This window comes from Patulibacter minatonensis DSM 18081, assembly GCF_000519325.1.
Lineage (GTDB): Bacteria > Actinomycetota > Thermoleophilia > Solirubrobacterales > Solirubrobacteraceae > Patulibacter > Patulibacter minatonensis.
The window spans coordinates 5,276,221-5,287,725 of the sequence record NZ_KI912613.1 but is presented as its reverse complement, the minus strand read 5'-3'; the positions used below and the strand labels follow the sequence as shown (position 1 = coordinate 5,287,725).

Annotated in this window: 12 protein-coding genes; 11 read left to right on the top strand and 1 reads right to left on the bottom strand. The window is 73.3% G+C overall.

Going from position 1 to position 11,505, the window contains the following annotated elements; genetic code table 11:
- Window positions 1-29: 29 nt before the first annotated feature.
- The 8 genes from hpt to PATMI_RS0124860 all read left to right on the top strand — a co-directional run bounded on the left by hpt (window position 30) and on the right by PATMI_RS0124860 (window position 8,268).
- A complete protein-coding gene (gene hpt, locus PATMI_RS0124895) occupies window positions 30-578 on the top strand; it encodes a hypoxanthine phosphoribosyltransferase (RefSeq protein WP_026912873.1) in 549 nt (182 codons plus the stop codon).
- Between the two features lie 130 nt (window positions 579-708).
- Window positions 709-2,685 (top strand): ATP-dependent zinc metalloprotease FtsH, encoded by a 1,977-nt coding sequence (ftsH, locus tag PATMI_RS0124890; RefSeq protein ID WP_026912872.1) that lies wholly within the window; start codon window positions 709-711, stop codon window positions 2,683-2,685.
- A 172-nt stretch (window positions 2,686-2,857) separates the two neighbouring features.
- A complete protein-coding gene (gene folP / locus PATMI_RS33160; RefSeq protein ID WP_051472257.1) occupies window positions 2,858-3,712 on the top strand; it encodes a dihydropteroate synthase in 855 nt (284 codons plus the stop codon).
- Between the two features lie 56 nt (window positions 3,713-3,768).
- Entirely contained in the window at window positions 3,769-4,614 is an 846-nt protein-coding gene (gene folP, locus PATMI_RS0124880) for a dihydropteroate synthase (RefSeq protein ID WP_026912871.1), read from the top strand.
- Window positions 4,607-5,164 carry a dihydroneopterin aldolase gene (folB, locus tag PATMI_RS33155; protein ID WP_084270231.1) on the top strand — a complete coding sequence of 186 codons (558 nt, stop codon included), beginning with the start codon at window positions 4,607-4,609 and terminating at the stop codon, window positions 5,162-5,164. The genes folP (PATMI_RS0124880) and folB overlap by 8 nt, the downstream gene beginning before the upstream one ends.
- Window positions 5,161-6,060 (top strand): thioesterase family protein, encoded by a 900-nt coding sequence (locus tag PATMI_RS0124870; RefSeq protein WP_026912870.1) that lies wholly within the window; start codon window positions 5,161-5,163, stop codon window positions 6,058-6,060. The genes folB and PATMI_RS0124870 overlap by 4 nt, the downstream gene beginning before the upstream one ends.
- The gene (gene folK, locus PATMI_RS0124865; protein ID WP_026912869.1) at window positions 6,057-6,614 is read left to right on the top strand and encodes a 2-amino-4-hydroxy-6-hydroxymethyldihydropteridine diphosphokinase; all 558 of its coding nucleotides are present in this window, start codon (window positions 6,057-6,059) and stop codon (window positions 6,612-6,614) included. The genes PATMI_RS0124870 and folK overlap by 4 nt, the downstream gene beginning before the upstream one ends.
- Window position 6,615: 1 nt before the next feature.
- Complete coding sequence (locus PATMI_RS0124860) at window positions 6,616-8,268, top strand: DUF7800 domain-containing protein (protein ID WP_026912868.1); 1,653 nt, start codon at window positions 6,616-6,618, stop codon at window positions 8,266-8,268.
- A gap of 58 nt (window positions 8,269-8,326) precedes the next feature.
- Here PATMI_RS0124860 and PATMI_RS33150 read toward each other — a convergent pair whose 3' ends face one another.
- On the bottom strand, window positions 8,327-9,070 hold the full coding sequence (locus PATMI_RS33150; protein WP_036726401.1) for a glutathione S-transferase family protein: 744 nt from the start codon (window positions 9,068-9,070) through the stop codon (window positions 8,327-8,329).
- A 34-nt stretch (window positions 9,071-9,104) separates the two neighbouring features.
- Here PATMI_RS33150 and PATMI_RS0124850 point away from each other — a divergent pair, with 34 nt between their 5' ends.
- Genes PATMI_RS0124850 through PATMI_RS0124840 form a run of 3 tightly spaced genes read left to right on the top strand, consistent with a single transcriptional unit; the run spans window position 9,105 to window position 11,423 of the window.
- Window positions 9,105-9,869: a type III pantothenate kinase gene (locus PATMI_RS0124850; protein WP_026912867.1), complete on the top strand. Its 765-nt coding sequence runs from the start codon at window positions 9,105-9,107 to the stop codon at window positions 9,867-9,869.
- A 47-nt stretch (window positions 9,870-9,916) separates the two neighbouring features.
- Window positions 9,917-10,333 (top strand): VOC family protein, encoded by a 417-nt coding sequence (locus PATMI_RS0124845; RefSeq protein ID WP_026912866.1) that lies wholly within the window; start codon window positions 9,917-9,919, stop codon window positions 10,331-10,333.
- A 37-nt stretch (window positions 10,334-10,370) separates the two neighbouring features.
- Window positions 10,371-11,423 (top strand): tRNA dihydrouridine synthase, encoded by a 1,053-nt coding sequence (locus tag PATMI_RS0124840; RefSeq protein ID WP_026912865.1) that lies wholly within the window; start codon window positions 10,371-10,373, stop codon window positions 11,421-11,423.
- The last annotated feature ends 82 nt before the right edge of the window (window positions 11,424-11,505 follow it).

The window sequence follows — 11,505 nt, the reverse complement described above, 5'->3', positions numbered from 1 at the left end:
TCCACTCGTGGCGCTCTAGACTCCGGCCCGTGCGCGACCCCAACATCGGCGAGATCCTCATCCAGGCCGACGAGCTGCAGGCCCGCATCGCCGACATGGGGGTGGAGATCAGCCGGGACTACGAGGGTCGCGAGATCCTCATCGTCTGCGTGCTCAAGGGCGCGGTGCTCTTCGTCGCGGACCTCATGCGGCAGCTGACGGTGCCGTGCGAGGTCGATTTCATGGCGGTCTCGTCGTACGGCTCCGCGACGCGCTCCAGCGGCGTCGTCCGGATCCTCAAGGACCTCGACGGGTCGATCGAGGGCAAGAACGTCCTGATCGTCGAGGACATCATCGACTCCGGGCTGACCCTGCAGTACCTGATGCGGAACCTGCGCTCCCGCGGGCCGGCGTCGGTCGAGGTCTGCTCGCTCCTGACGAAGCCCAGCCGCCGGGAGGTCGAAGTGCCGATCCGGTACACCGGGTTCGAGCTGCCGGACCGCTACGCCGTGGGGTACGGACTCGACCTCGACCAGCGGTACCGGAACCTCCCGTACGTCGCCGCGCTGACCGATGCGGCGATCGCCGCGGCGGGCTGAGACGGGCGGGGACGACCACCCGCGGACCCGGGAACACCGACCCGGCCCGCCGGTTACAGGTGCGTTGCTACGCTAGTCGCCCGGCTTCGCTCCTCGCTCATCGTGAGGGGGACCGCAGTCGGTCACCCATATGAGCCGGTTCTTCAAGAGCGCCCTCTTCCCCATCCTGATCGTGCTGTTGCTGGCGTTCTTCGCGCAGCAGCTGTTCTCGAATCAGAATCGCGAGAAGTACACCTACGGCCAGTTCACGGAGCAGCTGGCGTCCAAGTCGATCGAGAGCGTGACGATCAAGACGAAGGACAACGCGCTCGACGTCAAGACCAACGACGGCAAGAAGTACGAGGTCGGGTACGTCCCCGACGCCGGTGCCGCCGTCCAGAACACGCTGTCGGCCGCCAAGAAGGACGGCACGATCGCGAAGTTCGACATCAAGTCTTCGAAGACGTCGGGCCTGCTGAGCGCCCTGATCTACATCATCCCGTTCGTCCTGATCCTGGGCGTCTGGTTCCTGATCATGAACAACGTCCAGGGCGGCGGATCGAAGGTGATGCAGTTCGGCAAGTCGAAGGCGAAGAGGATGTCGCCCGACACGCCGAAGATCACCTTCCGCGACGTCGCCGGCGCGGACGAGGCCGTCGAGGAGCTCCACGAGATCAAGGAGTTCCTGGAGAACCCGAAGAAGTTCCAGGCGCTCGGCGCGCGGATCCCGAAGGGCGTCCTGCTCTTCGGCCCTCCGGGCACCGGCAAGACCCTCCTGGCCCGCGCCGTCGCCGGCGAGGCCGGGGTGCCGTTCTTCTCGATCTCCGGCTCGGACTTCGTCGAGATGTTCGTCGGCGTCGGCGCCAGCCGCGTCCGCGACCTCTTCGAGCAGGCCAAGCAGAACTCGCCCTGCATCATCTTCATGGACGAGATCGACGCCGTCGGTCGCCACCGCGGCGCCGGCATGGGTGGCGGTCACGACGAGCGCGAGCAGACGCTGAACCAGCTCCTGGTGGAGATGGACGGCTTCACGATGACGGACAACATCATCCTGATCGCCGCCACCAACCGCCCGGACATCCTCGACCCGGCGCTCCTGCGCCCGGGCCGCTTCGACCGCCAGATCGTCGTCGACCGCCCGGACCGCAAGGGCCGCGCCAAGATCCTCGACGTCCACACGCGTGGCAAGCCGCTGGCGCCGGACATCGAGACCGAGGCCCTCGCCGGCCAGACCCCGGGCTTCACCGGTGCCGATCTCGCGAACCTCGTGAACGAGGCCGCGCTGCTCTCCGCCCGCTCGGGCAAGAAGCAGATCGGGCAGCACGAGCTCGAGGAAGGGATCATGCGCGTGATCGCCGGTCCCGAGAAGAAGACCCGCGTGATGTCCGAGAAGGAGCGCGAGATCACGGCGTACCACGAGATGGGGCACGCCTTCGTCGGCCACTTCCTCGAGCACGCCGACCCGGTCCACAAGATCTCGGTCGTCGGCCGCGGTCAGGCGCTGGGCTACACGATCTCGATGCCGGCGGAGGACACGTTCCTCACCACCCGCCAGCAGCTGCTCGACCAGATGGCGATGACCCTCGGCGGCCGCGCGGCGGAGGAGATCTGCTTCGGCGAGATCACCACCGGCGCGTCCAACGACCTCGAGAAGGTCACGGGCTCGGCCAAGCAGATGGTCATGCGCTTCGGCATGAGCGAGCGCCTCGGGCCGCGGGTCTTCGGGCACGACTCCGGTCAGCCGTTCCTGGGCCGCGACATGGGCTCGACGCCGGACTACTCGGACGAGATCGCCCGCGAGATCGACGACGAGATCCGCCGGATCGTCGAGGACGCGCACCAGCGCGCCACCGACATCCTGAACGACCACCGCGAGCTCCTGAACTCGATCTCCGAGATCCTGATCCGGCGCGAGACCATCGAGCGTGACGAATTCCTCGCCCTGCTCGAGGGCCGTCACGAGGACGACGTCTTCGACGACGAGCCGCCGGCCCCGGCTTCCGGCCTGCCGGCCGCGGCCGAGGACGAGGCCCGCTCCGAGCGGCCCGCCCCGCGCCCGCTGCCCCGTCCGGGCCTCGGCACCGCGATGGACGCCGGCGACGGCGCCCGCGGGTGGCGCCGGACCTGATCCGGCGGCGCTCCGCGCGCCCTTCTGCATCGTCACGACGGCGGCCTCCGGGCCGCCGTCGGTCGTCCTGGGAGCGCCGCCCGGGCCACGGACCGCCCGATGGTCCATGGTCAGGGTGGGCCGTTCGTCGAGTCCGCGTGACGCGCCGCGCGACCCCGCCTAGCTTCGCGCCATGCCTGCGCCGTACACCCTGATGGGGGTCCTCGACCTCACGCCCGCGTCGCCGTCCGAGTACGGCGCGCCGTTCGACGTCGACGCCGCGGTCGCCCGCGGCGTCCGGATGGCGGGCGCCGGGGCGGCCGTGATCGACGTCGGCGCCGAGGCGACCGCGGCCATGGACCACGACGTGCCCGCGGCGGTCGAGATCCGGCGCATCGTGCCGGTCGTCGAGGGGCTCGTCGCCGAGCGGCCGGGCACCGTGGTCTCGATCGACACCACGAAGGCCGTGATCGCCCGGGCCGCGCTGGCCGCGGGGGCCACGCACGTCAACGACATCTCCGGGCTGCGGTCCGACCCGGACATGCTCCCGGCGGTCGTCGAGCACGGCGCGAGCTGCTGCCTGGTGCACATGCGGGGCACCCCGCGCACGATGCAGGGCCACACGCGGTACGAGGACGTGGTCCAGGACGTGCGGTGGTTCCTCGAGCGCCGCGTCGACGTGGCCGTGACGGCGGGCGTCGACCCCACCAGGATCGCGGTCGACCCCGGCGTCGGCTTCTCGAAGACGCCCGAGCAGGACCTGGAGGTGCTGCGACGCCTGCGCGAGTTCACGACGATCGGCTGCCCGGTGATGGTCGGGACGTCCCGCAAGGGCTTCGTGCCCCACCTGACCGGCCGCGACGACCCCGCGCAGCACCTCGGCGCCGCGATCGCGACCGCGGTCGTCGCGCTCCAGCACGGCGCCACGATCTTCCGCGTCCACGACGTTGCGCCGGTCGCCGACGCCCTCGCCATGGCGGCCCACCTCCCGTGGCCCACCATCGCGCCGCGGGCCGCCGACCGCATGCTCGAGCTCGGGGTGCGCTGAACGTCCTCCGCGGCGCGGGGACGCGGCACGGGGGACGGGCGCCGTAGGCTCGCCCGATGCCCGCGCCCTTCGCCGTCATGGGGATCGTCAACGTCACGCCGGACTCGTTCTCGGACGGCGGGGAGTGGTTCGACACCGACGCGGCGGTGCGCCACGGCATCGAGCTCGCGGCCGCCGGCGCGACGATCCTGGACGTCGGCGGCGAGTCCACCCGCCCCGGGGCCCCGGCCGTCGACGCGGAGGAGGAGCTCCGTCGCGTGGTGCCGGTCGTCGCGGGCCTCGTGGCGGCGGTGCCCGGCGCGGTCCTGTCGGTCGACACGACGAAGGCGTCGGTGGCCCGCGCCTCCCTGGAGGCCGGGGCGACCTACGTCAACGACGTCTCCGCGCTCCGGTCCGACCCCGGGATGCTCGGCGTCGTCGTGGAGCACGGCGCGCGGTGCTGCCTCATGCACATGCAGGGCGACCCGCGGACGATGCAGTCCCAGGCGCGCTACGACGACGTGGTCGACGACGTCCGGGCGTTCCTCGAGGGCCGCATCGAGGTGGCGGTCGCGGCCGGCGTCCCCCTGGAGCGGATCGACGTGGATCCCGGCATCGGCTTCGCGAAGACGCAGGACCACAACCTCGAGCTCCTGCGGCGGCTGGACGAGATCGTCGCGATCGGCCCGCGCGTCGTCGTCGGCACGTCGCGGAAGAGCTTCCTCGGGCGCCTGACGGGGCGCGACGACCCCCGCCAGCGGCTGGCGGGGACGATCGCGACCAACGTGCTGGCGCTGGCCTCCGGCGCCCGCGTGTTCCGGGTCCACGACGTCGGCGCCGTCCACGACGCGCTCGCCGTCGCCGCCCACGTGGTGGCCCCGGGTCGCGAGGACACCGGTGCTAGCGTGGCGCGCCATGGATGACGAACGCGACGAGCGCCCCTCCGACGACGGAGAGGACACCGGGGCCCCGCGGGACCCGGACGCGCGGTGCGGTCGCCGGTCCGACCCACGGGACGGCGACGCCGACGTCCCGGACCTCGACGCGGACGCCGACGAGGACGACGACGATGACGACCTCGACGAGCTCGACGGCGAGGAGCGCGACGAGGTCACGGTCGAGATCCGCGGCCTGTCGCTCTACACGCACCACGGCGTCTCGGCCGCCGAGCGCGAGATCGGCCAGCGGCTCCTCGTCGACCTGCGGATGGCGGTCGTCGACTGCGACGCCGTCGTGACCGACCGCGTCGCCGACACGATCGACTACGGCGAGGTCTGCCAGCTCGTCGCCCTCGTCGCCCAGCAGCGCTCCTACAAGACGCTCGAGCGGCTCTGCGCCGCGATCGCCGACCGCGTCGTCGCCGACTACGGCGCCGAGGAGGTCTGGGTCAAGTGCACGAAGCCCGAGCCGCCGATCCCGCTGGCGGTGGAGGAGGTCTCGGTCGAGCTCTGGCGCGCGGGGGACGGCGGTTGAGCCCGGACCCGCACGCGCTCGCGGGCACCGTCTTCTCGCGGGCGACGGCCGTCCGCCGCGACCCGGCGGTCGACGGCCGGTACGCGGCGCACGTCGACGCCGGGTGGGACGCCCCGACCGGCCCGAACGGCGGCTACCTCGCGGCGATCGTCGTCCGCGCCGTCGAGGCCGAGCTCGCGCCCGCCGGCGAGCGGCGCCTGCGGTCGCTGACGATCCACTACCTCCGCGGCCCGAAGGTCGGGCCGCTGCAGCTCGACGTCCGGGTGCTCCGCGCGGGCCGGCGGACGGCCACGGCGACCGTGACGGTGCTGCAGGACGACCGCGAGGTGATGGTCGCCATCGCCGCGCTCGCCGTCCCCGGCCTCGAGGCCGCCGCGACGTGGGCCCCGGCCCTGCCGGACGCCGGGCCGCCACCGGCCCCGGACGCCCCGGCGGTCCCGATGGCCGACTACCGTCGCGACGCCGCCGCCTGGATCGCCCCGTTCGAGGGCATGCCGCCGATCACGAGCCAGTTGCGGATGTCGCCGCGACTGGGCGGCCTGCCGTTCTCCGGCCGCATGCCCCGCGACGGCGCGGCCGTGGAGACCGGGGGCTGGATCGGCTCCCCGGAGGACCAGCAGATCGACGCCGCCTACGTGGCCCAGCTGACCGACTTCTGGTGGCCGCCGTCGTTCGAGGCGGTCTCGCGGCCCGCGGCGCTGCCCACGATCGACCTGACGATCCACTTCCGGGCCGACCTCCCGTCCGGCGGTCTGCCGGCCGCACCGGTGCTCGGCCGCTACCGGTCGACCACGGCCGAGGGCGGGCTCGTGGAGGAGGACGCCACGCTGTTCCTGCCCGACGGCACGCTCCTCGCGCACTCCCGACAGCTCGCGCTCCTGGCGCCGGTCGCATGACGGCTTCCGTCGCGCTCCGGGCGGGGGAGGCCCTCGGGTACCTCGGGCTCGGCACGAACGTCGGCGACCGCCGGCTCCAGCTGCAGACCGCGGTCGACGCCCTCGGGCGCCACGGCGTCCGGGTCCTCGCGTCGTCGGCGACCTACGACACCGACCCCGTCGGCGACGTGCTCGACCAGCCGGACTTCCTGAACGCCTGCGTGCGGATCGCGACGGCGCTGGCCCCGGAGCAGCTCCTCGACGCGTGCAAGGCCGTCGAGCGCGAGCACGGCCGCACCACCGACGTCACCGCGCCCGACTACGTCCGCCACGGGCCGCGACCGATCGACGTCGACCTGCTGCTGCTCGGGGACGCCCCCTACTCGTCCGAGCGGCTGACGCTGCCCCACGCGCAGGTCGCGGAGCGTAGGTTCGTCCTCGTGCCCCTGCTCGAGCTGGACCTGGACCTCGCGCTGCCCGACGGCACGCGCCTGATGGAGCGCCTCGAGCGGCTCCCGCTCGACGAGGGCGTGCGCCGGTCCGGCGACCCGCTCGACGTCTCCGCGGCGGGCTGAGATGCCCGGCCCGCAGCTCGTCCTCGGGCCGCTGCTCCGGCACGTCGACGCGGACTCGGCGACGGTCTGGGTCGAGACGGACGTGCCCTGCGAGGTCGAGATCCTCGGCCACGTCGGCCGCACCTTCGAGGTCGCCCACCACCACTTCGCGCTGATCCGCGTCGAGGGGCTCGAGCACGGATCGGTCACCCGCTACGGCGTGTCGCTCGACGGCGAGCTCGTGTGGCCCCACGCCGACGACCCGTATCCCGCACCGGCGATCTGCACGGTCGATCCGGGCGAGGAGCTGCGGGTGGCCTGGGGCTCCTGCCGCGTCTCGCGTCCGCACAAGGACCCGTTCGACCAGCCGCCGGGCACCGACGACGAGGCGTTCGGGATCGACGCGATCCACGCGCTCGCCGAATCGCTGCGCGACGGGCCGGCCGAGGAGCTGCCGCACCTCCTGATGTGGCTCGGGGACCAGGTCTACGCGGACGACATCCCGCCGGTCATCCGGGAGCGGATCGAGCACCGCGACGACGACCGCCGTGGTGCCCCCGAGGACCAGATCGCGGACTTCGAGGAGTACACCTGGCTGTACCACGACGCCTGGGGCAGCCCCCCGATCCGCTGGCTCCTCTCGACGGTGCCGAGCGCGATGGTCTTCGACGACCACGACGTCCACGACGACTGGAACACCTCGCGGGCGTGGCGGGCCGAGTTCGCCGACAAGCCGTGGTGGCACGAGCGCGTCGTCGGGGCGCTGGCGTCGTACTGGGTCTACCAGCACCTCGGCAACCTCTCGCCCGAGGCGATCGACGAGGACGACCTGCACGCCCGCGTCGTGGCCCACGACGGCGACGTGCTCCCCCTGCTCCGCGAGGTGGCCACCGCCGCGGACGAGGACCCGTCGACCTTCCGGTGGAGCTACGTGCGGGACCTCTGCGGCACCCGGATCGTCGTCGTCGACTCCCGGGCGGCGCGCGACCTGGGCGGCGAGGACCGCGACCGCCGGATGGTCGACCGCGAGGAGTGGGCCTGGGTGCGCGAGCAGTGCGCCGGCGACCACGACCACCTCTTCCTCGCCACCTCGGTCCCCGTCTTCGTGGGGCACGGGATCCACTGGATCGAGGCGGCGTCCGAGGCGCTCGCCGCCGGGGCCTGGGGCCCGTGGGTCGGCCGGAAGGTCGAGCAGGCCCGACGCGCGGCGGACCTCGAGCACTGGTCGGCGTTCGGCCGCTCGTTCGGCGAGATGACCGAGCTCCTCGACGACGTCGCCTCCGGCCGGCTCGGGACGGCACCGGCGTCCGTGGTCCTGCTCTCCGGCGACGTCCACCACGCCTACGTCGACCGCGTCGGCTTCCCCGCCGGCGGCCCGCCGCGCAGCCCGGTCCTGCAGGCCGTCTGCTCGCCGTACCGCAACCCGCTGCCGCCGGGGCAACGCCGCCTGATCAAGACGCTCCACACGCGGGCGGCGTGGGGCGCCGCCCGGCTCCTCGGTCGCGCGGCGGGCGTCCCGGATCCGCCCGTCGGCTGGCGGCGCGAGCGGGGGCCCTGGTTCGACAACCAGCTCGCGTGGCTCGAGCTCGACGGGCGTCGCGGCACCCTGCGGTTCCAGCGTGCGGTCCCCGGACCGGCGCTCGAGGATCTCGGCGAGCTCGTCCTGCGCGGCTGAGCGGCCCGCCGGCGCTGCCGCCGGAACCTGGTCCGCGGACCTCCGGGCCTCGTCGCGGTCAGCCCCGCAGCGCCGAGAGCCACTCCTCGGGGAACGCGCCCGCGGGGACGTGCCCGTCCCACGCGGGGAAGACCCGGTTCGCGAGCGCCCCGGCCGGCCGGGCGCCGAGCGGTCCGGCGAGGTCCTCCATCGTCATCAGGAGCCGCAGCGACGCGGCGATCTGGAGGTCGGCGGCGTTCTCGACCGACCCGCCGAGCGTGCCGTCCCGCAGCCACGACTCGATCCGGTCGAGGTGCCGCGGCAGGTCGCGGAGGTCGGCCCGCACGCCGGCGTCGGTCGCCCGGTTCATCCGCCGCTCGACCGCGACGATCGCCGGCGTCAGCAGCGGTCGGACCGCGGCCGGCAGCGGCAGCTTCGAGTGCTCCTGGAACGTGGGGATCGCCGTCGGGACCTGGTCGAGCGCGTACCACAGGACCCGCCGGGGGATCGGCTGCAGCACGTCGTCGCCCCACGCCTCGGCCTCGAGCACCCGCCGGCGGGCGCCGGCGTCGGCCGGCAGGAGCGCGGGCGTCGGGTGCAGCTCGTCGAGCCGGCGCAGGATCGCCCGCGAGCCGGTCAGGCGCTCGCCGTCCGCGAGGCGCAGCCCCGGGACGGTCCGGCGCCCGAACAGCAGCTTCTGCACCGGGGCGTGGGCCGCGGGCGGCAGTTCGACGACCTGGTGGTCCACGCCCTTGAGGTGCAGCGCACGCTCGACGGTGGCGCACGGATGGGACCCGTGGACGACGAACAGGGAGGCCGGCATGCGCCGAGCATAGGGGCGGGTGATACTCCACGAGATGCTCCTCGTCGTCGACGTCGGCAACACCCAGACCCACTTCGGGGCCTTCCGCGGCACCGAGCTGGTGGAGCACTGGCGCTTCGCGACCGTCAGGCAGTCGACCGCGGACGAGCTCGGCGCCAAGCTCAGCAACCTCCTGGAGCTCCGCGGGATCCACACCTCGGACATCTCCGCGTCGATCGTCTCGTCGACCGTGCCGCAGCTCGCGGACGAGTGGCGTGGCATGTCGGACCGCTACCTCGACCACGAGATGGTCGTGGTCCGGCAGGGGATCAAGACCGGGATGGCGCTCCGCTACGACAACCCGCGGGAGATCGGGGCCGACCGCCTCGTCAACGCCGTCGCGGCCTACGAGCGCTTCCAGGGCGCCTGCGTGGTCGTCGACTTCGGCACCGCGATCACCTACGACCCGGTCTCGGCGGACGGCGAGTACCTCGGCGGCATCATCAGCCCCGGCGTCGAGATCTCGCTCGAGGCCCTCACCGCGCGCGCCGCCGCGCTGCCCCGCATCGACCTGATCGCCCCGCGCCAGCTGATCGGCAAGAGCACCGTCGAGGGCATCCGCTCCGGCGTCATCTACGGGTTCGCCGGCGGCGTCGACGCGATCTGCGAGCGCCTGATGGACGAGCTCGGACGCGACATCGACCTGATCGCGACGGGTGGGCTGGCGCGCAGCATCGTCCCGCACTGCCGGACGATCGACGAGGTCGACGACCTGCTGACGCTGACCGGTCTCCGGCTGCTCCACGAGCGCAACTCGTGACCACCGTCGCGACCGGGGCCGGCGCCGGACCCCGATAGCGTGGGGCCATGGCCTCCCACCTCGTCCACACCTGCGTCCGCGTCCGCGACATCGCCGCCTCCGTGCGGTTCTACGAGGCGCTCGGCTTCGAGCATCGCGGTCGGCTGAACTTCGACACCGCCTACAACGTGTACCTCGGGCTGCCGGGCGACGGCGACAAGCTCGAGCTCACCGTCAACGACGGGCGCGAGGAGCCCTACGACCTCGGCGACGGCTACAACCACATCGCCCTGGTCGTCGACGACCTCGAGCAGCTGCTGGCCAACCTGAAGGCCCAGCTGGGCGTCGAGCCCGAGAAGCCCGCGTTCCACCCCGGCGGACGCGAGGACCTCCCGCTGATCGCCTTCGTCCAGGACCCCGACGGCTACCGCATCGAGCTCATCGACCAGAAGTTCCCCACCCCGCAGGACCCCGACGAGCGCTGAGGAGGAGCGGGGCGGGCCGCGGTACCCTGGAGCGTCCATGGCAGCCGCGCCGCTCACCGACTCCTGGACCCTCGGCGGTCTCACCGTGCCCAACCGGGTCACGCTCGCGCCGCTGGCCGGCATCGGCAACTGGGTCGTCCGCCTGCAGGCCAAGCGCTACGGCGCGGGCTACGCGGTGTCGGAGATGGTCTCCTCGTTCGCGATCCACCACCGCAACGAGAAGACGCTCCGCGACCTCCTGCGGTTCGAGTCCGCCGAGCGCGCCGGCGGCCCCGTCGCCATCCAGCTGTTCGGGCAGGACCCCGAGGTCATGCGCTCCGCCGCGGCCTACGTCGCCGAGCACGTCGCGGTCGACGTCATCGACCTGAACATGGGCTGTCCCGTGCCGAAGGTCGTCAAGACCGGCGCCGGCGCGGCGATGCTGAAGGATCCGGACACCGCCGTCGCCGTCGCGCGCGCCGCCGCCGAGGGCTCCGGGCTGCCGGTCACGGTGAAGCTCCGCTCCGCGACGAAGAAAGACGGCGAGGCCGACGGCTACGCGCTCGCGTCCCGCCTCGTCGACGAGGCCGGGGTCGCCGCGATCGGCTTCCACCCGCGCTCCGCCCAGGTCCACCACAAGGGCACCCCGGACTACGAGCTCGCCGCCCGGCTCGTGCAGGAGCTGCCCGTCCCGGTCGTCCTCTCCGGCGGCCTGCACGACGACGCGGGCACCCTCGCGGCCTACGAGCAGGTCGGGCCGGCCGCGGTGATGCTCGCCCGCGGCGCCCTGGGCAACCCGTGGCTGTTCTCGTCGCTGCTCGGGCTGCGCGACGACGTCCCGCCGACGGCGGACGAGGTCCTGGCGGAGTTCGAGTGGGTGCTCGACCGCACGATCGAGCACCTCGGCACCGAGCGCGCGGGGCGCTACCTGCGCAAGCACTACCCCTGGTACGTCGAGCGCCTGGCGGAGGCCGCGTCGGCGACGTCCGGTGACGGCGCGCGGGTCCTCCCCGACAAGGTCCTGCAGGCGGCGCTGCAGAGCTCCGAGGACATCGAGGCGGCCCGGGCGCTGGTGCGCACCGCCGTCGCCGACGCCCCGGTCGCGGCCTGACCGGCCCGGTCGTCCCCCACGGTCGCACCGCCGGGCGTCGGGGATCCGGTCCGGCGCGTCGCGGGCGGCCCTCCGGGGTGCC